Source organism: Streptococcus sanguinis, from assembly GCF_001078705.1.
In the GTDB taxonomy this organism is placed as follows: domain Bacteria; phylum Bacillota; class Bacilli; order Lactobacillales; family Streptococcaceae; genus Streptococcus; species Streptococcus sanguinis_D.
The window spans coordinates 850,681-872,696 of record NZ_CDMW01000001.1 but is presented as its reverse complement, the minus strand read 5'-3'; the positions used below and the strand labels follow the sequence as shown (position 1 = coordinate 872,696).

The 22,016-nt window shown below is 42.4% G+C and carries 20 protein-coding genes and 2 pseudogenes; 2 read left to right on the top strand and 20 right to left on the bottom strand.

Going from position 1 to position 22,016, the window contains the following annotated elements:
• Positions 1 to 77 precede the first annotated feature (77 nt).
• From SSV_RS04415 to udk, 14 genes and pseudogenes are all read right to left on the bottom strand, one after another.
• Positions 78 to 395, bottom strand: coding sequence for a TfoX/Sxy family protein (locus SSV_RS04415; protein WP_072073836.1), 318 nt, complete (start codon positions 393 to 395; stop codon positions 78 to 80).
• Positions 396 to 545: 150 nt separating this feature from the next.
• Positions 546 to 2,066 carry an ABC transporter permease/substrate-binding protein gene (locus SSV_RS04410; RefSeq protein ID WP_072073835.1) on the bottom strand — a complete coding sequence of 507 codons (1,521 nt, stop codon included), beginning with the start codon at positions 2,064 to 2,066 and terminating at the stop codon, positions 546 to 548.
• Positions 2,059 to 2,787, bottom strand: coding sequence for an ABC transporter ATP-binding protein (locus tag SSV_RS04405; RefSeq protein WP_072073834.1), 729 nt, complete (start codon positions 2,785 to 2,787; stop codon positions 2,059 to 2,061). The genes SSV_RS04410 and SSV_RS04405 overlap by 8 nt, the downstream gene beginning before the upstream one ends.
• A gap of 14 nt (positions 2,788 to 2,801) precedes the next feature.
• Positions 2,802 to 2,885 (bottom strand): annotated as a pseudogene (locus tag SSV_RS12410) (nuclear transport factor 2 family protein); the annotation flags it as partial.
• Between the two features lie 111 nt (positions 2,886 to 2,996).
• A complete protein-coding gene (locus SSV_RS04400) occupies positions 2,997 to 4,301 on the bottom strand; it encodes an McrC family protein (RefSeq protein ID WP_072073833.1) in 1,305 nt (434 codons plus the stop codon).
• Positions 4,264 to 5,937 (bottom strand): AAA family ATPase, encoded by a 1,674-nt coding sequence (locus SSV_RS04395; protein WP_176693559.1) that lies wholly within the window; start codon positions 5,935 to 5,937, stop codon positions 4,264 to 4,266. The genes SSV_RS04400 and SSV_RS04395 overlap by 38 nt, the downstream gene beginning before the upstream one ends.
• A 248-nt stretch (positions 5,938 to 6,185) precedes the next feature.
• Positions 6,186 to 6,965 (bottom strand): L-threonylcarbamoyladenylate synthase, encoded by a 780-nt coding sequence (locus SSV_RS04390; RefSeq protein ID WP_037618002.1) that lies wholly within the window; start codon positions 6,963 to 6,965, stop codon positions 6,186 to 6,188.
• A 99-nt stretch (positions 6,966 to 7,064) separates the two neighbouring features.
• On the bottom strand, positions 7,065 to 7,655 hold the full coding sequence (gene leuD / locus SSV_RS04385; protein ID WP_002895722.1) for a 3-isopropylmalate dehydratase small subunit: 591 nt from the start codon (positions 7,653 to 7,655) through the stop codon (positions 7,065 to 7,067).
• A 9-nt stretch (positions 7,656 to 7,664) separates the two neighbouring features.
• A complete protein-coding gene (gene leuC / locus SSV_RS04380) occupies positions 7,665 to 9,047 on the bottom strand; it encodes a 3-isopropylmalate dehydratase large subunit (protein ID WP_072073831.1) in 1,383 nt (460 codons plus the stop codon).
• A 1-nt stretch (position 9,048) separates the two neighbouring features.
• Positions 9,049 to 9,315 carry a DUF1294 domain-containing protein gene (locus SSV_RS04375; protein ID WP_060976803.1) on the bottom strand — a complete coding sequence of 89 codons (267 nt, stop codon included), beginning with the start codon at positions 9,313 to 9,315 and terminating at the stop codon, positions 9,049 to 9,051.
• The gene (gene leuB, locus SSV_RS04370; protein ID WP_072073830.1) at positions 9,312 to 10,349 is read right to left on the bottom strand and encodes a 3-isopropylmalate dehydrogenase; all 1,038 of its coding nucleotides are present in this window, start codon (positions 10,347 to 10,349) and stop codon (positions 9,312 to 9,314) included. Before leuB ends, SSV_RS04375 begins: the two co-directional genes overlap by 4 nt.
• Before the next feature lie 12 nt (positions 10,350 to 10,361).
• On the bottom strand, positions 10,362 to 11,930 hold the full coding sequence (locus SSV_RS04365; protein WP_176693558.1) for a 2-isopropylmalate synthase: 1,569 nt from the start codon (positions 11,928 to 11,930) through the stop codon (positions 10,362 to 10,364).
• A 537-nt stretch (positions 11,931 to 12,467) separates the two neighbouring features.
• Positions 12,468 to 13,136, bottom strand: a complete 669-nt coding sequence (locus SSV_RS04360) for a YoaK family protein (protein WP_072073828.1) — start codon at positions 13,134 to 13,136, stop codon at positions 12,468 to 12,470.
• A 182-nt stretch (positions 13,137 to 13,318) separates the two neighbouring features.
• Positions 13,319 to 13,954, bottom strand: a complete 636-nt coding sequence (gene udk, locus SSV_RS04355) for a uridine kinase (RefSeq protein ID WP_032907433.1) — start codon at positions 13,952 to 13,954, stop codon at positions 13,319 to 13,321.
• 80 nt (positions 13,955 to 14,034) lie between these two features.
• On the opposite strand from udk, the gene SSV_RS04350 reads away from it, so the two are divergent.
• Both SSV_RS04350 and SSV_RS04345 read left to right on the top strand, forming a co-directional pair.
• A complete protein-coding gene (locus tag SSV_RS04350; RefSeq protein ID WP_072073827.1) occupies positions 14,035 to 15,045 on the top strand; it encodes a Gfo/Idh/MocA family protein in 1,011 nt (336 codons plus the stop codon).
• Positions 15,035 to 16,126, top strand: coding sequence for a DEAD/DEAH box helicase (locus SSV_RS04345; RefSeq protein ID WP_176693557.1), 1,092 nt, complete (start codon positions 15,035 to 15,037; stop codon positions 16,124 to 16,126). The genes SSV_RS04350 and SSV_RS04345 overlap by 11 nt, the downstream gene beginning before the upstream one ends.
• Before the next feature lie 93 nt (positions 16,127 to 16,219).
• On the opposite strand, the gene SSV_RS04340 is transcribed toward SSV_RS04345, so the two are convergent.
• The 6 genes and pseudogenes from SSV_RS04340 to SSV_RS04315 all read right to left on the bottom strand — a co-directional run bounded on the left by SSV_RS04340 (position 16,220) and on the right by SSV_RS04315 (position 21,777).
• Positions 16,220 to 17,617 carry a polysaccharide deacetylase family protein gene (locus SSV_RS04340; protein ID WP_072073825.1) on the bottom strand — a complete coding sequence of 466 codons (1,398 nt, stop codon included), beginning with the start codon at positions 17,615 to 17,617 and terminating at the stop codon, positions 16,220 to 16,222.
• A 61-nt stretch (positions 17,618 to 17,678) separates the two neighbouring features.
• Positions 17,679 to 18,065, bottom strand: a complete 387-nt coding sequence (gloA, locus tag SSV_RS04335) for a lactoylglutathione lyase (protein ID WP_002895748.1) — start codon at positions 18,063 to 18,065, stop codon at positions 17,679 to 17,681.
• Between the two features lie 113 nt (positions 18,066 to 18,178).
• Positions 18,179 to 19,117, bottom strand: a pseudogene (locus SSV_RS04330) (ketopantoate reductase family protein).
• 17 nt (positions 19,118 to 19,134) lie between these two features.
• Positions 19,135 to 20,526 (bottom strand): sensor histidine kinase, encoded by a 1,392-nt coding sequence (locus SSV_RS04325; protein ID WP_072073824.1) that lies wholly within the window; start codon positions 20,524 to 20,526, stop codon positions 19,135 to 19,137.
• The gene (locus tag SSV_RS04320; RefSeq protein ID WP_002895755.1) at positions 20,516 to 21,190 is read right to left on the bottom strand and encodes a response regulator transcription factor; all 675 of its coding nucleotides are present in this window, start codon (positions 21,188 to 21,190) and stop codon (positions 20,516 to 20,518) included. Before SSV_RS04320 ends, SSV_RS04325 begins: the two co-directional genes overlap by 11 nt.
• 104 nt (positions 21,191 to 21,294) lie before the next feature.
• Positions 21,295 to 21,777: a hypothetical protein gene (locus SSV_RS04315; protein WP_072073823.1), complete on the bottom strand. Its 483-nt coding sequence runs from the start codon at positions 21,775 to 21,777 to the stop codon at positions 21,295 to 21,297.
• Between the last annotated feature and the right edge of the window lie 239 nt (positions 21,778 to 22,016).

Below are 22,016 nucleotides of genomic sequence, written 5' to 3'. Positions count from 1 at the left end.
AAGTCCATTATAAAGGAAAATTTTAAAAATGTCTATTTAAACGGCAACTTTTTAGAATATCCATTGTAAAGGAAAGGCTATTTTTTATTTTTAGGTGCTGGTAAGGCAGGATAGGCAGCTTCAATTAGATTACAGAGGAAGGCAGCATCTTCTACTTCTTTTATATGAAGCATTGGCTTTGCGCCTGGATAAGGAGTTTCATAGACTGGATTTTCCAAAAGATCGAGAGCTGGCTGGACTGCCTTGAGCAACAAGAGATTGTCATAAATCCCACCAAATAAGCGCCCCCGATAATAGAGCAAATACTCTCCCATCATCTTGCGAAAGCTAATTTCTTGACCTAAACCCTGCAGCTGCTTCAGAATAAAATCCAAATATTCTTGACTAGATGCCATCGGAACACCTCCATGAATTGATACTTTATTATACCAAAAATGAATGAAGATTTCCTGACTAAGAGATCAACTCACCTCCTCCAATCCGTATTCTGTCTATCCTCAAGTAAGCAAAAAAGCTAGACCAGACAAGTCTAACTCTTTTACTTCTTATTTTTTTAAAAGTCCTTCCTTGACCAGATAATCACGCGCAACAGCTTCGGCTTTTTTGCCTTCGATGCCAACTTGATAATTCATCTGACTCATCTGGCTTTCCGTAATTTTGCCAGATAGTTTATTGAGAATACCTTCCAATTCAGGGTGTTTTTCGAGCAATTCAGCTTTCATGAGAGGCGCTCCTTGATAAGGAGGGAAAAGGTGCTTATCGTCTTCTAAAACTTGTAAATCATAACGCGCAAGTTCTGCGTCAGTCGAATAGGCATCCGTGATTTGAATATCACCCGACTGGATAGCTTGGTAGCGGAGCGCTGGCTCCATGGTTGACACATTGAGATTCAGTCCATAGACAGACTGGAGTCCCTTGTTTCCATCTTCACGATCATTAAATTCCAAGGTAAACCCTGCCTTAAGCTTGTCTTGGACTGCTTTAAGATCAGAGATAGTTTTAAGATTGTATTCTTTGGCGACACTCTTAGGTACTGCGATGGCATAGGTATTCTGATAGGCCATGTGATTGAGCAAGACTAGATTGTCCTGTTTTTTGATTCCATCACGTGCTGCTTCAAAAACTTCTTCAGCATCATTGCTGACCTTTGGAGCAGGCTGCAAGAGAGTTCCGGTAATCGTACCGGTAAACTCAGGATAGATATCAATATCACCTTTTTTCAGTGCTTGATAAAGGAAGTCGGTCTTCCCAAAATTAGGTTTGACTGTCACAGTCATATCCGTATTTTCCTCTATGAGAAGTTTATACATATTCATGAGAATTTCTGGCTCTGGACCCAATTTCCCAGCTATAACCAGATGATCCTTCTCCTGCTTGGGAAGCAGACTGGGTGTGTAAGAAGCGCCGAGGCCGAGGATTAAGACAGCAAAAGCTGTAAATACCGTCCGAAGCTTAGCTTTTTCCATCCATTTAAGGAGAGTGTTGAAAAGAATAGCCAAAACCGCGGATGAAATTGCTCCAATCAAAATTAGACTGGCATTGCGACGGTCAATTCCTAGAAGGATAAAAGAACCTAATCCACCAGCTCCGACAAGGGCTGCTAGAGTTGCTGTTCCGATAATCATAACTGTTGCCGTCCGAACTCCTGAGACGATGACAGGCATAGCTAGAGGCAGTTCAAACTTCTTGAGTCGTTCCCACTTGGTCATCCCAAAGGCGATTCCAGCTTCTTCTAAACTAGGATCAATCCCATTCAAAGCTGTGACAGTATTTTCTAAAATCGGGAAAATAGCGTAAATCACCAGAGCAGTCAGTGCCGGCAATGTACCAATCCCCATGAGGGGGATAAAGAGTCCCAGCAAGGCCATTGAAGGAATGGTTTGAAAGATTCCCGCAATTTGCAGCACCCAATTGGCTACTTTTTTATGACTATGTAGATAGATAGCAAGCGGAATGGTCAGGAATATGGCCACTAGTAAAGTCAGAAGAGACAGCTGGAGATGTTGCCCTAAGGCTGCCAACCATTCGCCAAAGCGCTCCTGAAAAGTAGAAAACAAATTAGCCATGTTGAACACCTCCAAATAAATCTGCTACGAAGCTGGTCGCAGGTGAAGATAAGATTTCATCAGGTGTCGCCACTTGACGAATCTCCCCATCCTGCAGAACAGCAATCCGATTCCCCAATTTTAAAGCCTCATCCGTATCATGGGTCACAAAGATTGTCGTCATTCCAAACTGGTCATGGATACTCTTGGTCAAGCTCTGCAATTGCTTACGCGAGATGGCATCAAGAGCTGAGAACGGTTCGTCCATCAGCAGGATTTTGGGTTGGGCGATAATGGCACGGACAATGCCCACCCGCTGCTGCTCACCACCAGACAGCTCACTCGGCATGCGCTGAGCATAGTCTTCAGCAGGCAAGCCTACTAACTCCAGCAATTCATCGGTCTTCTGCTCAATATCTGACTTGCTCCATCCTTTCATTTCAGGAATAAGAGCAATATTTTCAGCCACCGTTAGGTTTGGGAAGAGGGCAATCGCCTGTAAGACATAGCCAGTAGAAAGGCGCAGCTCACGCTCATCATAATCCTTAATCCGCTTGCCATCCATGTAAATATTTCCATCAGTTGGTTCCAAAAGACGGTTGATCATCTTGAGCATGGTTGTCTTACCGGACCCAGAAGGACCCACTAAAACCATAAATTCACCATCCTCAATCTGTAAGTTGACATCTCTCAAGACATCCTTTTCTGTATAGCGTAGCGCCACATTTTTATATTCAATCATTCTTTGTCCTCATTTTAAAACTTCCCTCGATTCGTCAAGTCTTCTACCTTAGGCATGACTTCTTTATTGTCCCAATGCTCAACAATCAATCCATTATCATCCAAAACGAACAGTTCCATTGTAACACTTGTGATTTCAACTATCAAGAATTTTGTTCTATTTTGATACAACTTAAAAATAGGTATAGAAAAAAGCAGGTTCAACCTGCTTTAAAATCTAAAATTTATTGTTTCCGATTGATGTATCTGTTGAACAAAATGGTCATAATTTTCAGCTTCTTGAGGAACAAGAATGGACCACTTTTTCAAGAGTGCCCCGTAACCTGCTAATGTACCTATGTCGTTATCAACAACCTTCTCCACGCTTGGGAAAATAAGACCGGCTGTTTTAGCTTCTAAAATGTATGTATAGGAAATCAGTTGATATAAATCCTCTCGATTGATTCCTTTTTCAGTAAATTCTAGCTTTTTATATTTAGCATCTAGTACGATTTTTAAATCTTTATGATAGAAGTCTGGATAAACCTTTCGAATATGACTGCTAAATACAGAAATCCCTTCCGTCTTTTCTTTATTTCGTGGATGAATAAAACCTTCTGGCAATAATGTCTGGACATACTCTTCCCAAAGCCAAGCAACATCAAAGAGAACACCGTGTATTTTTTGCTCTTGAAGTCCTAAACCGTGCTTTTCTCTACTTAGAATCAACAGACAGAGTTCCTGTAATTTTCTATATTCTCGAAAATAGGCATGACGAACAGGTTTAGTTTGATTCAGTCTGATAATCTTAATACGATCAGCTAGTTTATAAGACGGAGTCACGCGGATAATTTCTGTTACATTTTCACGATTAGCATCAAACACTCCACTTCCAATTGTTTTCTGATTCTTAATGTACTCAATAGTGTGTCGAATCAGCTGCATCAATGGATTATCATAAGCAAACTCTCTAGTAGTGTAGGAAATATTTCCTATAAAAGGAACATTTTTCTTAAGATGATTTCCTACATCAATCGCTCCCTTTACATGGCTATCATTATGGAAAAACCTCTGGTATTCCTTATAAAGCCCTTTTCTCAAAGCCGCTTGCAGATATTTTGGAAAGAGGTAAACCAATAGTTGATAGAGTTTATCTTCGCTAGATAAACCAACATCCAAGTTAGTGAGATTGATATTTAGGACCTTCTGCAAGAGATAATGTAAAAAATAGTCGTTATTAGCATTTGAAAAACGAGAGGAAATCGTTAATCTTTCCTGACCGTAACCCAGAAAACCAATCACATTTCCTGTCTTAATGTTCTGATTTACAGTTTCAAAAATTTTATGATCCTTGTCCAAGTCAGAAGTATTTTTCAAGTCATTTGGAAAAATGAAAACACCATCCTCTTGAGAAAGACTTTCTAAAGTTCTATCTAAAAGTACCTGACTAATTTTTGGGTAGATTTCAACAAAATCCTCTTTTTTTATAAGTTGCTGATTATCTGTTATCCGTATCGTCATTTCCATCGCTTTCATTGTCACCAGTTATTGACTGATTGGTTCGCTCGTTGCTTGTCTTATCAAATGCCTTTTTCAAAGTTTCCAAAGTTTCAACTTCTTCATAAGAACCTCGCAAGTAGTCTTCTAGGAGCGGCTTAATATAATCGGACCAGAGCAATTCATAGTCAAAGTCTACTTCCTGCAACTTAAGGAAATAACTTGGTCCAACATGGTAATGACTATTGAGCTCTTCTACTTTTTCTATGGCAGCATTCAAGTTTCTTAGACGTATTTTCGCTTCTTCAGCACCATCTCCAAGAAGTTTATCAAGCATTCCCAGCTGACTTTCAGCCGTGATTTCTACAAAACGGAAACGACGGCGCATGGCAAAATCAAAGGTATCCACCGAGCGGTCAATATCATTCATCGTTCCGATGATGTAGACATTTTCAGGAATATAAAACTTCTCATTAGTTTCATGTAAATTAGCATATTGGGTCGAAACCTCTCCATCCTTACCACGATAGCCCGGATCAATAGAGAAAAAAAGTTCCCCAAAAATCTTAGAAATCTCACCACGATTAATTTCATCGATGATGAAGACGAATTTCTTGTCTGTATCAATTTCTGTTGGAGAAATATAGTCTTTTAGACCAAATTTTTTTCTTAACGTTTCAAGAACTTTTTTTCCCTGACTACGATAATAAGTCTGTTTTAAATAATTTTCATCTTTATAGAGTTCATAGACATAGGATTTAGTCAAGACTGTCCCTTGACTTTTGCTCTCATAATTGACATTAAAATTATTCCGGCTATTAACAGTAAGATAAGAAAAATCTGTCAAACGCTCTTTTTCATTTCTATTATTTACATATTCAAGATAGGCATTCCAAGCTTCATCAAAATTATCTTGTCCTCCTGTTTTTTGAGCTTCGTTAGCTTTCTGACAAAACTTCTTAAAAATTCCATCTTGTAACTCAAAACTTATCTGGCTATTATCATTAGAAACAGGTCGCAACCCCTCTACAAAATCTGTATAGTCATAAGATGGATGGAATTGTACAAAATCGATTTGTTCCTCATTTCCTCCAGTCAACTCCCTTGCAATTTGTCTAGCAAGATAGGTTTTTCCCGTACCAGGAGCACCACGGAGGATGAGGTTTTTTGATTTTTCTAGTTTTTCTATATAATTATTTATATTTTTATTCATAACATTTTTCTCTGTATTGTTTCCGTATGTATCATTTAAAATAGATTTATATAAATTAATACGATCGGTAGATCTATCCCAATTTACAGTCTGCCTAGCTCCTTTTTTATTTTGATATCTCCACTCACCATCTGCTTTTAACCAATCAACTCCAATACAATGTCTAAATTTTTGCTTTCTATCATCATAATAATAAGTTTCTACACATCGCCCAATACCAAAAATTCTATCAAATCCAGAAGTTGCAATAATATAATCATTTACCTTTATATCATGAGCAAATTGCCAGATGAACTGATTTTGTCTAGTTCCTTGATTTAAATCTTCTGGACTTGTATAGTCTAAAAGATTTCCTAGATCTGAACTAAAATCAATGCACGCAATCTTCTCTTTTTTAAAAAGCTCCCATAAGCTTCCACCACTTCCGGCTACTATCATCCAGTAATCTACTTTATTTTCCATAAAAATCCTCCAACTTTTTAACCTAACCTTTAAAATCTTATATTCATTTTCTAATCCTTTGCGTTGCTGCGAAAACAATACAGATAGCGCTCTACATCATGAGATAAGAATTAAAAAATCCTAATTTTAAAAGGATAATATAGTTTTTTTCTATCATAGCATAATTACAGGAAAAATAAAAGAAATTATAAACAAAAAACTCAGTGTAAAGAGGAAATACCCCTACCACACTGAGCTTCTTTTTTATCTTAGTAATATTCACCCTGACGGTAATCCCATGAGTTGAAAGTATCGGACAGGTGCATCATGATTTTATCGATGTCCAAACCTTTGCGAATGACCACTGGTGCTGGTGAGATGGAACGTTGGCCACCTTGTTCTGGAATCAGTTTTCCATCCTTGTCCACCATGGAGACCATAACGCCTTGCTCATAGCGAGTTTCAATGGTCTTGTCTGGCTGGATAGAAGCTACATAGTCATCTGCTTCAATGACTAAGTCAACAGCATTTTCGATACGCTCGCCAATTCCTTCGACCTTGCCGCGGTTTCCTTTACCGGATGGGTTAGCTGAGGAAGCATAAACCATCTTGCCTTCTTCCCAAAGCTTAGCTGCCAGCTGCTCGCCCGCCTTACCAAACTTAATAACAAAACAGCTAGTTCCACGAACATCTGTCATCAGCTCTTCCCGACCGTCACCATAGGCTTTAAGCTTTTCAAATGCTTCTGGCTTCCATGGAAGGATACAGCCCAAGAGGATGTCTTCATCCCAATGCTTTTGATAAAAAGCTTCAATTTCCGGATTCAGCTGAGCCAAAGCACGGAGCTCATCCATACTGCCACAGAGGACAACACCTGGCTTATTACGGTTACGAGCCTTAGCTTCGAACTTACGCTCCAAACCAGCTTTATCGCTGGTCATGATGATGTAACCCACCTTGGTCGGGCAAACGATGCAGCCGCCGTCGCCTTTCAAGATGTCATAACCTTCTTGTGAAAGCTGTCCGTTCCATTGAATGTGTTTTGTCATAAGTTTCTTCCTTTTCTATTAAATTAAGATTTATTTTACCATATATTTTTATCGGATACAAGGTTTTTTCAGAATTTTCTCAATATATCAAAAATAAGGTTACTGCCAATAAGATGGACGATTTTTTTCATATTCTGCAATCAAATCCTCATACTGCAGCGTAATGCCGATGTCATCCAGACCGTTGAGGAGCTTGTGCTTCCATTCACCATCAATGTCAAAGGAGAATTCTCCAACCGGTGAAAAAATCTTCTGCTGCTCCAAATCCACCGTCACTTCATCCGTCGGCTTCAGATTAGCCAAGGCTTGCCGGACTTCCAGTGGCTGGACGATAGGCAGCATACCGTTATTAAGCTCGTTATTGTAGTGAATATCGCCAAAAGATCCGGCAATAACAACCTTGAAGCCATAGTCAGCTAAGGCCCAGGCAGCGTGCTCCCGAGAGGAACCCGCTCCGAAATTATCCCCTGTAATCAGAATAGTCGCCTTGCGGTACTCTGGTCTATTAAAGACGAAATCAGGATCTTCGGTGTACTGATTGTCCAGATAGCGCCAAGCGTACATGAGGTACTTGCCAAAGCCTTTTTTATCAATTAACTTGAGAAACTGCTTGGGCAAAATTTGGTCCGTGTCGATATTATCGTTCATGAGAGGAACCGTTGTCCCCGTGTAAATTGTAAATTTTTCCATAAAACTTCCTTACTGGACCTCCGGTAGTTGGCGGACGTCTACGAAGTGCCCGGCAATGGCTGCCGCTGCTGCCATAGCTGGACTGCAAAGATGGGTCTTAGCACCAAATCCCTGACGATCCTCAAAGTTCCGATTACTAGTCGAAGCACAGTGGACTCCGTCTGGCACCTTATCTGGATTCATTCCCAGACACATGGAGCAACCCGGATCACGCCACTCAAAGCCCGCATCCATGAAAATTTTATCCAGTCCCATCTTTTCAGCAGCCCGCTTGACCGGACGAGAGCCTGGCACGACGATAGCTGTTAGATTGGGAGCAATATGCTTGCCAGCGACAAACTTAGCTGCCAGCTGCAAATCGCTGAGTCTGGCATTGGTACAGGATCCGATAAAGATATAACCTAGGTCAATATCTTCTGCTTTCTTACCCGGTGAGAGGTCCATGTAATTGTAAGCCCGCTCGTCGTTCATATCACGGATTTCAGGGAAAGTCGCGCCGAACTCAACTCCCATAGAAGGATTGGTTCCCCAAGTCACCATAGGTGCCAACTGGGAAACATCAATCTCAATGACCTTATCATAGACAGCATCAGGATCACTGACTAGAGTCTTCCAATCAGCCACCGCCGCCTCAAAGTCCTTAGGAGCGCCCGGCCGCCCTTGAACGTAATCATAAGTCTTCTGGTCGGGGTTCATAATGCCCATCTTAGAGCCAAACTCAATGGACATATTGCAAATGGTCATGCGCTCCTCCATGGTCAGATGCTCAATCGCATCACCAGCATATTCAACCACATGACCGACACCTGCAGCCACACCATATCGGGCAATCAAAGCCAAGATAAAGTCCTTAGAATAGACACCTTTCGGTGGCACTCCGGTAAATTTGACCAACATTTTCTTAGGCTTAACCTGCCAAATGGTCTGCGTAGCAAAGACATGCTCCACCTCCGAAGTACCGATTCCAAAAGCAATGGCACCAAAAGCACCGTGAGTGGCCGTGTGACTGTCACCGCAGACGATGAATTTGCCTGGCTGGGTCTTGCCTGTTTCGGGTCCAACCATATGGACAATCCCCTGCAACTCTGATCCGTGAGACGCATGCTCGATGCCAAAATCCTTGACATTCTCAGAAAGTTTATCAATCTGAGCCTTGGAAATCACATCCCGAATATCATAGATATTGACCGTAGGAACATTATGGTCAAAGGTTCCAAAGGTCAAATCCGGCCGTCTAACTTTGCGCCCTGCATCTCGAAGGCCTTGAAAAGCCTGAGGGCTGGTTACTTCATGAATATAATGCTGATCCACATACATAAGCTGGGGCTGGCCTTCTTCACCTGTTATCAGATGCCTTTCCCAAAGCTTATCAAAAATCGATTTTCCAGCCATACTAGCTTCTCCATATGTAATACAAAATTCCGATTTCCACTATTATTCCGCAAATCCAAGCCAACCAGAAATACCATTTTCTGGTCTTGTGATGAAAGAGGCGACCGCCTAATAAAGCGCCCAAACCTCCGGCTGCCAAAGCTGCCAAGAGCAAAGTCTTCTCTGGAATACGGTAGTGATTTTTCTTAGCCTTTCGCTTATCCCAGCCATAAAGCAGGAAGACGATAAGGTTCCATAGCAGGCAAATACCCGTTAATATCCATTTCATAAGTTCTTAATAATTGCCTCCGTCATTTGAGCTGTTTCTGCCTGACCGCCAAGATCTCGGGTTAAAATCCCTTGAGCCAAAGTCTTCTCGACTGCTGCTTCAATCGCTTCTGCAGCTTCTAACTCTGCAAAACTATCCCGTAACATCATGGCTACAGAAAGTATCATACTGATAGGGTTGGCAATACCCTGCCCCGCAATATCGGGAGCTGAACCATGAATAGGCTCGTAAAGGCTGGGGCCTGCAGCCGAATGACTGGCTGATGGCATAACTCCCAGCGTCCCTGACAGAACACTGGACTCGTCTGATAGAATATCCCCGAAGAGATTTTCCGTTACTACAACGTCAAACCTAGCAGGATTGGTAATCATGAGCATCGCAGCGCTGTCCACCAGCTGGTGCTCCAAGGTCACGTCTGGATAATCCTTGGCCACCTCATCTGCTACTCTACGCCAGAGTTTGGATGTTGCTAGTACATTTTGCTTATCAATACTGGTCACGCGCTTTCTGCGACCACGCGCAATGTCAAAGGCCTTACGGACAATCCGCTCCACCTCTTCATAGTTGTAGTCGTTAATATCACGCGCAGATCTGTCCTCCAAAATATGCTCACCAAAGTAAATCCCACCAGTCAGCTCACGCACGACCACGAAGTCCACGCCAGCAATTCGATCTGCCTTCAAAGGCGACAAATGCTTAAGAGCATCGAAAATCTTAACCGGACGGATATTGGCATAGAGTTCAAGCTCCTTCCGCAGAGCGAGCAAGCCTTGCTCCGGCCGAACCGGTGCATTATCATACTGAGGACTGCCGATAGCTGCTAGGAGAATAGCTTCCGCCTTCTTGGCCGCTTCTAGAGTTGACTGAGGCAGAGGATGACCTTCCGCATCAATACCAGCACCTCCAAAAGCCTGCTCCGTGATATGATAAGTAAAACCGAACTTGTCCGCAACAGCAGCCAGTACTTGGAGACCGGATTCCATGATTTCTGGGCCGATACCATCACCCGCCAGAGCTACAATTTCTTTTGTCATAGTCGCTTCCTTCTAATTATTTGCAGGCAGATCGCGGTAGGATACCTGATGGCCGATTTCACCGGCATTTTCCTTTTGCACAAAGGTATTGGCATGGATATAGGCAATGGCACTAGCCTTAAGAACATCAAAATCAATGCCAGAGGAGTTGAAAATCGTATCTGTATCCGTATTTTCAACAGCTACCAAGACGCGAGCCTGAGAGTCGATACCATCCGTCACCGCTTCGATGTTATAAGATAAAAGCTGGACAGACTGGTTAAAGAATTGGTCAATGGCATTGAAAATGGCTTCAACGCTTCCTTTACCTTCTGCCACACAGCTGACCGTCTCGCCGTCGCCATTAACCAGCTGCACATCCGCTGTGATAGTATGGTCGTCGTTGGTCGTCAGCTGCAGATCATCAAAGTGGAAGCCTTCAGGATTTTCGACGGTCGTTCCGGCAATCAGAGCCCGAATATCAGCATCCGTGACTTCATTTTTCTTATCAGCCAAGACCTTAAACTTAGCAAAGAGATCATTGATTTCAGATTCCGCAAAGTCCAGAGCCAGTTCTTTGAGTTTTTCGACAAAGGCATGGCGGCCAGACAGTTTACCGAGCGGCAGTGAATTGCTCTTGACTCCAACCAGCTCTGGTGTGATGATTTCATAGGTCAGTGGATTCTTAAGAACACCATCCTGATGGATACCGGACTCATGAGAGAAGGCATTGCCACCAACGACTGCCTTGTTCTTAGGCACTGGAATACCTGAGAAGCGGGACACCAGCTCAGAAGTGTTGATGGTTTCATTAAGGACGATATCCGACTCAACCTGATAATAGTCCTGACGAATTTCTAAGGCAACTGCAACTTCTTCCAGCGCTACATTTCCAGCCCGCTCACCGATTCCATTGATAGTTCCCTGAACACGACCAGCACCGTGCTTGATAGCCGTCAAAGTATTAGCCGTTGCCATACCAAGGTCATCATGGCAATGAACACCAAATACCACCTTATGATCAGAAGTCACATTTGCCACTAGGTAGTCGAAAATATTTGCAAACTCTTCTGGCGTGGTAAAGCCGACTGTGTCTGGAATATTGATATAAGTTGCACCTGCATCAACTGCTGTTTGTACCACCTGAAAAAGGAAATCTAGCTCTGTTCTTGTCGCATCCTCTGGTGAAAACTCGACTATATCGAACTTGGAGCGCGCGTAGGAGACATGCTCTTTCACCGCTTCTAAAATCTCTTCCTTGGACTTTTTCAACTTGAACTCTCTGTGAATAGGACTGGTCGCAATGAAGACATGAATCTGTGGATGCTTGGCATCCTTGAGCGCTTCATAGCAGGCATCAATATCGGACTTGACCGAACGCGCTAGCCCAGTAACAGAAGCTTTTGTTATGACTTTAGCAATCTCCTGCACCGCCGCAAAAGAATCTGGACTCGCAGCAGGAAAACCGGCTTCAATGACTGAAATACCCCACTTCTCTAACTGCTTAGCAATAGCCACCTTCTCCTTGATAGAGAAATTCACTCCTGGTGTCTGCTCGCCATCCCGGAGGCTGGTATCAAAAAACTCAACTTTGCGTGTCATAGACAACTCCTTTTCTAAGATACATAGACCATTTAGGAGAAATTCTTCCCCAACTTCTAGGTCGTGTTCAATGACTGAGACGGTATAAGACAAATCGATTTCAGAAAAATCAAGATGTAGCCCCACTCCCGTCGCTCCTTTAGAATCCATTTCTTCCTCATCAGAGCTTGAGGTAAGATAGGTGAAATAAAAAACATCTCACTTGAGGAACAAGCGAGATGTTGATTTACTCCCGCTTGGTAAGCCAAACAGGACTAATGCTTTTGCACTAGCCCGAGTAACGCAACAACAAAGCAAAGTTTGAAGATTGGGTTGACTTCATGTTTGACTAACTCCTTTTTGAGATGGTTTCTTATTGTTTAGTATTTTAACACAGTATCATAAACCTGTCAAGAAAAAGTCGATATTTTCTGAAAATTTTTAATATGCTGGATTATTTTTGTGGATTTAAAACTATAAATACGAGAAAAAGGAAGTAAGGTAACTTTGCTTCTTCTATTTTTTTCAGGAATCGTAGCATGATTCATTCTACTTTCTTCATCTCCTCATATACTGAACACCTCGGAAAAGGAGAAAGGCTGTTAAAATTAGGGAAACAAGCCAGATGGTCTTCAAGAGGTAAAATTGAATCAGATAGGTAGAGATGATGGCTCCGACTACAAAGCTTGCTAATAAGGCTACAAAGAAAAGGCCTTCTTTCAAATCTTTCCCTTTCTTGTTTCGAGCATAGTGGCCAAAAGCTACCATGGTTTTCTTGATATTCCCCGTCATAAAGGAGTTGTTATAGACAATGCCATCCACCTCGCCAAAAGCCGTCGCAACCAGGCCCATGCAGAAAGCCAGTGGCGGCACAATATAGAGATGGGGCACATTTGCTGGTAAAAATCCAGCGACAGCTGTCGTCAATATTAAAGGAAAAACACTGGACAGCCTGCGCCAAGAATGCTCAAAATGATGCTGAAAAACAGTCATCAGAAAAATCCCCAGCATAAAGGCTAGCATAGTTGCCAATTTCACTTCGATTCCTCTTGTCTCCTGATTGATGAGCTCAACCGAAAGGAAAACAACGTTTCCCGTCTGACCTGCCACCAAGGTTCCTCCCCTCTCAATGAAGGTATAAGCATCGATAAATCCTGCACAAAAGGTCAAGAGGCAGGCAAAAAATTTTGAACGAGAGTGAAACTCTCTTTTTACAAATTGTTTCATAAACCACCTACAAAATAAGGGAGTGACCAGACTCCGAAATCCCTAGATTTCAGTCCGTCCACTTCCCCTTACTGAATTGAGTTTTAAAATGTTACGGCTGCTGCTTTTAGCAGAGCCAAAGCTGAATACTTTCGCATCCTTATTTCATATGCTGAAATGGCAGTGTCAGAAGATTACTTTTCCTAGCCTTCTCTGGCTTCCTTAAGGATTTTTTCAATCTTGGTCGTAATCAGGTCAATAGCCACCTTATTAGAAGCTCCCTCTGGAATGATGACATCCGCATAGCGCTTGGTCGGCTCGATGAACTGATGGTACATAGGCTTAACGACACCCAAATACTGCTCAATAACACTATCCAAACTGCGTCCGCGCTCTTCCATGTCCCGCTTAATCCGGCGGATAATCCGAACATCATCATCTGTGTCTACAAAGATCTTAATGTCCATCAAATCCCGCAGGCGCTGATCCTCTAAGACCAAAATCCCCTCAACGATGAACACATCCTGAGGATCCTGACGATAGGTCTTTTTGCTGCGGGTATGCTCCGTATAGTCATAAGTAGGAATATCCACTGGCCGACCGGCCAAGAGCTCCTTGATTTGCTCAATCATCAGGTCCGTATCAAAGGCAAAAGGATGGTCATAGTTGGTCTTCACCCGCTCCTCAAAAGTCAGATGCGTCTGATCCTTATAGTAGGAGTCATGCTCAATCATGGCAATATTTTCGTTTGGAAAATTAGCCAAAATTGCTCGAGAAACGCTGGTCTTTCCGCCTCCGGAACCACCAGTCACACCAATAATAATAGGTCTATTTTGCATTATAAGCTCCATCTCTTGTTATCTTATCTATTTTACCGCAATTCATGTTATAATGAAAGAGCTAAAATAAAAAAAAGTACATGCTTAAAAATAGAAAAAAGGAGGTTTTTATGTTCAAACTTGGAATCATCGGAACAGGTTCTATTTCTCATGAGTTCATCAAGACCGCTCACTCAACAGGCGACTATCAGTTAGCAGCTGTTTACTCTCGGACTCTGGCTTCTGCCGAGCGCTTTGTGCAAAACTATGAAAATACAGCCATCTTTACTGAAATGCTGGATTTTCTGTCATCTGATATCAATGTTGTTTATATCGCCAGTCCCAACAGCCTGCATTTCAAGCATGCCAAGGTAGCTATTCTGGCTCGTAAACACGTCATTGTCGAAAAGCCTGCGGTTTCTCGTCCTAAAGAATGGCGGGAATTGGTCAAGCTTGCTGACGAGCATCAAGTCTATCTCTTTGAAGCTGCCCGCAACTATCATGAGCAGGCCTTTGATACGATCAGTGATTTTCTCAAGGACAAGACCGTCTGGGGAGCTAACTTCACCTATGCCAAGTATTCTTCAAAAATGCAAGCTCTGCTTGCGGGAGAGCAGCCAAATGTTTTCTCAGCTAAGTTTTCCGGCGGCGCTTTGATGGACTTGGGTGTCTATCCAGTCTATGCGGCTATCAGGCTTTTCGGCCATCCGCGCTTCGCTCTCTACAGCGCCCAGCAGCTAGCCAATACGATTGATTTAAATGGAGCTGGCTGTCTTATCTATCCAAATTTTCAAGTTCAGATTCAGGCCGGTAAAAATATAAACAGCAATCTGCCTGCAGAGATTTACACCGATCAGGGAACTCTCACTTTAGACGGGATTGAATTTATCAGCTCTGCTATTTTCCAAAGTCTGGACGGTCAAGAGGAGGTGCTGCCTATCCAGCGTACTTCACACACCATGCTGGAAGAAGCTCAGGCTTTCGCGCGAGTGCTCAAGGGCGGACAGGATGTAGCTTATGAGAAATGGCTGGATGCGGCAGCGGCTGTTCACGAAAGCTTATTTGCTATGCGCAAGGACGCTGGCATTAGATTTGAGGTTGATGATGATTAAGGAACAATTTCCCCCGAGCTGGCAAAATCAGCTGGCTCAGCTTGGCTTTGAAGATTTGACAGCTATTCAAGAGAAGATGTTTGAGCCTATTTCTGCAGGTGATACGGTGCTGGGAATCAGTCCGACTGGTACTGGCAAAACTCTGGCCTATCTCTTTCCCAGTCTGCTCAGGCTGACACCTAAAAAAGCCCAACAACTATTGATTTTAGCTCCTAATACTGAGTTGGCTGGACAAATTTTTGAGGTCTGCAAGACTTGGGCGGAGCCTTTAGGGCTGACAGCCCAGCTCCTGCTCTCCGGTTCCAGTCAGAAGCGACAAATCGAGCGCCTTAAGAAAGGTCCGGAGATTATCATCGGAACGCCTGGGCGAATTTTCGAGTTGGTCAAGCTCAAGAAAATCAAGATGATGAATGTCGAAACCATCATTTTAGATGAATTTGACCAGCTGCTCAGCGATTCTCAGTATCACTTTGTAGATAAAATCACCCACTATGCGCCTCGTGACCACCAGCTGGTATATATGAGCGCCACCGCTAAGTTCGACCACGATAAGATTGCTGAAAATACTCTAGAAATCAGCATTGACGACCAAGTTTTGGACAACATCCAGCACTTTTACATGCAAGTCGAAAAACGTGATAAGGTGGAATTGCTCCGCAAGTTATCCAATGTTGAAGATTTCCGCGGACTGGTCTTCTTCAACGCTCTGTCAGACCTAGGCAGTGCCGAGGAAAAACTCCAGTATCGTGAAGCCAACGCCGTTTCTCTTGCCAGTGATGTCAATGTTAAGTTCCGGAAGGTGATTCTGGATAAGTTCAAAGAACACCAGATTACTCTCCTGCTAGCCACTGACTTGGTTGCTCGCGGCATTGATATTGACTCGCTAGAATGCGTCGTCAACTATGAGCTTCCACGCGATTTAGAAACCTACACCCATCGCTCTGGGCGAACCGGCCGCATGGGCAAGGAAGGCTATGTCATTACCTTTATCAGCCATCCAGAAGAGCTGAAAACATTAAAAAAATACGCTTCTGTTCGCGAAATTGTACTAAAAAATCAAGAACTTTATGTAACGAGTTAAACTAAAAAAGCTTTGGAAATCTCATATTTCCAAAGCTTTTTGCTTTTACTCATTACCAAAAAGAATTTCAAAAATCTAACCCCAAGGATCGTCTTAGTCTCTGCCGTAATAAATACGATGTGGCTCCAGCTGACCTTCCAGCAGCTCATCGACCGTCACCAGAGTATAGCCGTTACTCTTTAGATACTCGAGGACACTTGGCAGAGCGTCAATACTGGTCTGGTGAATATCATGCATGAGGATAATCGAGCCTGGCTGGGTTTTGGCAATCTCTTGCATGATAGCTTTAGTATTGCGTGTCTTCCAGTCTAGACTGTCCACATTCCACATGATAAAGGACTGGTCAACCGAATTTTGAATTGTAGCATTAATAGCTCCATAAGGGGGCCGCGTAATCGTTGGCTTGATGCCTATGACATTGTTAATAGCGGTCTGGGTATCAAGGATTTCTTTTTGGGCTGACTCCAGAGGTAGTTTGGTTAAGACTGGATGGTCCCATGTATGAATCCCAATCTGATGACCTTCATTGTGCACGCGCTTGACAATCGCTTCATTACCAGCAATGTTTTGCCCAACCATAAAGAAGGTCGCCTTGGCACCGTATTTCTTAAGGATATCCAGAGCCTGCGGTGTTGTCTTAGGATCTGGACCGTCATCAAAGGTCAGAGCAACCATCTTCACATGCTTCTTAGCTTCAAAACTCTGATAAGCTTCCAAGTCATCGCCGGTCAGATAGTCCGCATTGATTTGGTCATAAAAGCTGGATAGAGGAATGTCAATGCTGGTTAAGCCTTGCACTTCCTTACTCAGCTTAATAGAAAAATGGCTGTATTCATAACGGAAGGACCACTGACCCAACTCCGTTCCATTGAGGGTGTTGAGAATTTCCGTCTGCACCGCCTCATCGGCCTGTCTAAAGGTCAGCTGGCTGGATATTTCGTTGATGAAGATTTCCTTAGCTGCATCAGGATCCTGAAAGATCTTATCCAGAGTGAAAGGGCTGCCGTCTGCACCGAGATAGCTGTCAGCAACTTCCCGTTCTTCTCCTTTACTGATTTTCATCTCTTTGACATGATAGTCCTTGCGATGCACCAGTATTTCTTTGACGTCCTTCAGGCTCGTTTCTTTTTCCTCAGCATAGTAGAAGGTCAATTCTTCAATCTTATCACCCTTCTTCTGATTATCCTTAATCGTCTGGCTATCTGCGTCCATCTGCTCCTTGACACTTGCCATAACCTGACCATCCAGCAGAGGATAAAAGGCCTCTACGTAGTGACTGCCAATCATCTTGCTCTGCTTTTCAGTATTTTCAGCGTGGAAGGTCTCTTCTTGGGCAATCAGCACACTAACTTTCTCTTGCAGTTCCTTTTCCTGAAAAATAGCATAAATCTTTACAGCACCCAGAAATAGAGCAGCAACAAAAGCTAAAGCTAGCAAGCTGAGAACGATGAGTGTTTTCTTGCCGTGTTTCTTGTTATTTTGTCTTTTCATACACCTGTCCTAAATGAATAAAAATCATCATTTATCTTGCAAAATTAACTGCAGCTAGATGTTAAAGACTCTTCTCACGAATGACTTCCACCTTGTAGCCATCAGGATCTTTTACAAAATAATAATTAGGCGGGTTACCAGGAAGACCCTTTGGATCTGTCACTTCATAACCTTTAGCCTTGTGCTCAGCATGCAGACCTTCCAAGTCTGGCGTGCTAAGTGCCACATGAGCAAAACCGTCCCCAATCACATAAGGACCATGGTCATAGTTATAGGTCAGTTCCAGCTCATAATCATCGCCTTCCAAACCTAGATAAACGATAGTAAACTGATAATCTGGAAAATCCTTGCGACGAAGCTCCTTAAAACCAAAAGCCTCTGCATAAAAAGCGATAGACGCTTCCAAATTCTCCACACGCAAACAAGTATGTAACATTTTTGATGCCATAATTTCACCTCATTCTTTCTTGTTTATTATTATACCCTATTTTGAGCAAAACTTATATTAAATTTTTAAAAAAGTAAATAGATACCAGATAAAAAGCAAGCCAATAAGGCCTGCTAAGAATTGTTTTTCAAAAAATGTTCAATGAAGTCGTTATACGAATTCCATTGAGGCATGGGAATGCTTTCTTTCTCAGCACTTCTTTTGATTTCAAAATATTGATCAACCCACTCGGCATAGCCTGAATGCATGTGATTTGTGACCATTTCGGTGACCAAAGGCTGACTCAACATGAACTTCATTACTGGAACCAAGAGAAATAGGGGCAGGGATAGATATTTAGTAGGTTTATAACGATGTTTAGGAATGCCATATCGCTAACAGAGTTCTAAACCTTCTCGCCAAGCGCAAATCATCTTTCGAATTGCTTTTTTATCTTTCAAGAGTGCATCAAAAGTCCCCGCTTCTGCAACTGCACCTGCCATTACCGCCTCCTGAAGGCAGTGAACCTTCATCCAAGAAGCCAAGTCAGGCATAGCATCAATGCCTATCCCACTAGCTGTAAAGATAGGAGACAACTCTGATATGTAAGAATCATCATCAAGTAACGTAGCTTCTTTGAAAATGATAGCTTGAATCCGACCATCACTCTTTCGCCCTCCTCCAACAGAAGAAGGAAAAGCTAACGACACCTGCTTTCTATCCAAATAAGAAGGAATCCTGGAGTTGATATTCCAGTTATTCTGTAAAATAAGTATATGAGCTTTTTCCTTTATAGCCGCCAAATGATTCAATGCCTGCTTTAGTTGCAAACTATTTACCGTTAAGAGAATCAAGTCATAGTCTTGAGCAATGCTCGTCACCAATGGCGGCTGGAAATGATGTTCTTTATAGACCTGTTCATCTTTCCTTAAATCTTTAATAGAAAGTGTGAAGCCTTGTTCTAAAGTCGACAGCTTATGCTCTCTAACTAAGACAGTAACTTGATGTTGATTAGACAGTAACCAAGCGTATGTCAAACCGATTGTGCCAGCACCATAAACCAAAATGTTCATATTAGGCCTCTCTCCCGCTATTTAACAGAGCGCTTTTTCGTTTCCTTCAATAGCAGTTTAACTTCAAAGACCGTACCTTTTGGTTTGTTGTCCTTGACATAAATAGTGCCCTTGAAAGCATCGACAATCTGCTTGGCCAGAGAAAGCCCCAGACCAAAGCCACCTTTCTGACGGGTCCGAGCCTTGTCCACCCGATAAAAACGATCAAAAATCTTCTTCTTATCTTCATTGCTGATGCCAGGACCATTGTCCGCCACCCGAAAGATGAGATAACGATCGGTTGAGGCAGCCATAACACTGATTTCGCCGTCATCATCTGTGTACTTGATAGCATTGTCAAATAGGATGGTCATCAGCTGCTTGAGGAAAATTTGATCTGTCACAATAGGGGTCTTGATCATATTTTCTGAATGAAAAGCTTTTTTATTTTCCCTTGCGATAATGCAGTAATTAGCAAAGGTCGTATCAAAAAATTCTGGTTCGACTTCACCATATTGAGGTTTGATGCCATCATCGCGACGAGCCAGATTGAGCAGATTAGTCGTCAGCAAGCGCATATTACGTACTTCATCTAAGCTAGAACCAATATTTTCACTGCTCTGCATAATTGTAGCTTCAGGCTTACGAAAGAGCGTTTCTAAGCGGCTCTGCAAAACAGCCAAAGGTGTCCGCAGCTCATGGCTGGCATTTTCCACGAAAGCCTTCTGCTTCTGGATACTTTCCAGCAAGGGCTTAACACTCATCCGAGCCAGATAAATACTAGCAATCAGGGAAATACCCCAAAAGCTGACCATAACCATGGCAATCAGTTGCTCATGCTTACCACTGGTCTGCTCCAACTGGCTGATACTAGTCATGACCACAGCATACTTGATATCTGGATATTCATTATTAGGGTCAATATCAAAGAGATAAGCCCGGTAGCTTTCTGTCTGGCCAAAGCTGTTGCCAATCACAATTTCCTTAATCTGATTCAGATAGGACTTGTTAAAGTCCAAGGAATTAAAGTCCAGAAAGCCATCGCTTTTACTAGTGGAAATATTTTTATAATTATCATCCAAAAGCAGGGCAAAAGTATTAGAACTAAAATTTGGCGTCGTTAGATTGTTAGGCTTAGGCTCTTCATCTGAATCGCCATCTGGCTCTTTACTGCTTTTAGGACTTTTAGTATTGACCTTATTGCTTGGATCAGACTGCTGACCTGTCGTCCGATAGGCCAAATCAGCAACCGAACTAGGATCATTACTCAGGTTTTTCAGATTTTCATCAACTGATGTGTAAAGGCTGGAGCGCATGACCTGAATAATAATCAAGGTCATGGCTGAGAAGATTAATGTAAACAACCCAAAATAGCGAATGAAATAAGAGAAATCATCCGCATAAAAGGTCTTCTTGATTTTATTCAGCATCTTTTAAAATGTAGCCGACACTACGAAGAGTATGTAGGTTTTTCGCAAATGCCGTTCCTTTCAGTTTTTTACGAATCTTGGAAACGTACACTTCAACAACGGAAACAGTGGTATCACTGTCAAAGCCCCACAGACGGTCAAAAATTTGGGTCTTAGGCAAGATTACATTTTGATTTTGCAGGAAATAAACCAAGAGGTCGAACTCTTTACCAAGCAACTCAACGTCTTTACCGTCTTTCAATGTTGAATTTGTGGATAGATTGACCGTCACATCACCATAAGAAAGAGTATTCTCGTTGAATTTACCAGCACGTTTCAAGAGCGCCTGGATCCGCATTTTCAGTTCTTCCAAATAGAAAGGTTTTGTCAGATAGTCATCAGCGCCGAGCTCAAAGCCATGTCCTTTGTCATCCAAGCTTTCCTTAGCTGTCATGATGAGAACAGGGGTTGTGACTCCTTTTGCCCGGAGATCTTTAAGCACTTGGAAACCATCTTTCTCGGGCAGCATGAGATCCAGCAAGATGAGGTCATAAACACCGCTCTCTGCTTCATATAGACCTTCTTCGCCATCAAAAACCTGCATTACGTCTGCAAAATCATCCAAAAAATCAAAAACTGAGTTTGACAGTCCAAGGTCATCTTCTACCAATAGAATTTTAATCATTTTTCTTTCCTCCAATAAAACTTTCCAAGATTATGTCTTTTGATTTTTGTTTTATTTGCTATTCTTATTATATCATGACTTGGGTCAAAATCAGTAAGTTTTTTCTACGACTGCGACGTTTTATTTTCTTTTGTCGACTTATTATTGTTCTTGTCCGATTGTTCATTTGTGTTCGTTGAAGACTTTTTCTTGTTTTTCTTCCCGTTGTCATTTTGCTGAGCAGAAGAATTCTTACTCTTGTCATTATCAGACTGTTGGCCGTCTTGAGGCTGCATTCCTTGGTCTTGACCGTTTTGTCCTGGACCACCATCCTGCGGAGGCATGCCATTACCCGGTCCGCCATTTTGACCATTCTGACCTGGCTGTGGTGGCATGCCATTTCCTGCATCCTGGCCATTCTGCCCCTGCTCCGGTGCTCCAGGCATAGTAGCTGGCTGTTGAATAGCTGATTGCTGACTATTTGTACCGTGAATAGCTGTCGCAAGACCAAAGCCACCCAGAAGTCCGACTGCTAGAGCACCACCCGTTGCAACCGTCAGCCACCATTTAGTACTTTTTTCTACAACAATCATTTTTTCCATATCCATTAAATCTATTTCCTTCTTTCTTTTGTTAATTTTTCAATCTGTTTCTATCAAACAAGAAGCTAATGCAGCTTACAAGTCATCCTATACACATCCTTTCACTTGAATAGCATTATCATATAGATTTTTACTTAAACAGGACTGAATTTTTTCTTAAAAAAGGCTGAAAGATAGGGAAAATGAAGCATGAGAAAGGATTTTTAACTATTTTCTTTCCTAACTGGATGGTATAAAAAAATGCC

Excerpts from the sequence above, each read along its gene's own strand:
- leuC (WP_072073831.1), bottom strand. The coding sequence starts at position 9,047 with ATGGCTGGAAAATCGATTTTTGATAAGCTTTGGGAAAGGCATCTGATA.
- SSV_RS04395 (WP_176693559.1), bottom strand. The coding sequence starts at position 5,937 with ATGGAAAATAAAGTAGATTACTGGATGATAGTAGCCGGAAGTGGTGGA.
- SSV_RS04340 (WP_072073825.1), bottom strand. The coding sequence starts at position 17,617 with ATGAAAAGACAAAATAACAAGAAACACGGCAAGAAAACACTCATCGTT.
- SSV_RS04365 (WP_176693558.1), bottom strand. The coding sequence starts at position 11,930 with ATGACACGCAAAGTTGAGTTTTTTGATACCAGCCTCCGGGATGGCGAG.
- SSV_RS04405 (WP_072073834.1), bottom strand. The coding sequence starts at position 2,787 with ATGATTGAATATAAAAATGTGGCGCTACGCTATACAGAAAAGGATGTC.
- SSV_RS04315 (WP_072073823.1), bottom strand. The coding sequence starts at position 21,777 with ATGGATATGGAAAAAATGATTGTTGTAGAAAAAAGTACTAAATGGTGG.
- gloA (WP_002895748.1), bottom strand. The coding sequence starts at position 18,065 with ATGGCATCAAAAATGTTACATACTTGTTTGCGTGTGGAGAATTTGGAA.
- SSV_RS04410 (WP_072073835.1), bottom strand. The coding sequence starts at position 2,066 with ATGGCTAATTTGTTTTCTACTTTTCAGGAGCGCTTTGGCGAATGGTTG.
- SSV_RS04350 (WP_072073827.1), top strand. The coding sequence starts at position 14,035 with ATGCTTAAAAATAGAAAAAAGGAGGTTTTTATGTTCAAACTTGGAATC.
- SSV_RS04375 (WP_060976803.1), bottom strand. The coding sequence starts at position 9,315 with ATGAAATGGATATTAACGGGTATTTGCCTGCTATGGAACCTTATCGTC.
- udk (WP_032907433.1), bottom strand. The coding sequence starts at position 13,954 with ATGCAAAATAGACCTATTATTATTGGTGTGACTGGTGGTTCCGGAGGC.
- SSV_RS04390 (WP_037618002.1), bottom strand. The coding sequence starts at position 6,965 with ATGACAAAACACATTCAATGGAACGGACAGCTTTCACAAGAAGGTTAT.
- leuD (WP_002895722.1), bottom strand. The coding sequence starts at position 7,655 with ATGGAAAAATTTACAATTTACACGGGGACAACGGTTCCTCTCATGAAC.
- SSV_RS04325 (WP_072073824.1), bottom strand. The coding sequence starts at position 20,526 with ATGCTGAATAAAATCAAGAAGACCTTTTATGCGGATGATTTCTCTTAT.
- SSV_RS04345 (WP_176693557.1), top strand. The coding sequence starts at position 15,035 with ATGATGATTAAGGAACAATTTCCCCCGAGCTGGCAAAATCAGCTGGCT.
- SSV_RS04360 (WP_072073828.1), bottom strand. The coding sequence starts at position 13,136 with ATGAAACAATTTGTAAAAAGAGAGTTTCACTCTCGTTCAAAATTTTTT.
- SSV_RS04400 (WP_072073833.1), bottom strand. The coding sequence starts at position 4,301 with ATGAAAGCGATGGAAATGACGATACGGATAACAGATAATCAGCAACTT.
- SSV_RS04415 (WP_072073836.1), bottom strand. The coding sequence starts at position 395 with ATGGCATCTAGTCAAGAATATTTGGATTTTATTCTGAAGCAGCTGCAG.
- leuB (WP_072073830.1), bottom strand. The coding sequence starts at position 10,349 with ATGACAAAAGAAATTGTAGCTCTGGCGGGTGATGGTATCGGCCCAGAA.
- SSV_RS04320 (WP_002895755.1), bottom strand. The coding sequence starts at position 21,190 with ATGATTAAAATTCTATTGGTAGAAGATGACCTTGGACTGTCAAACTCA.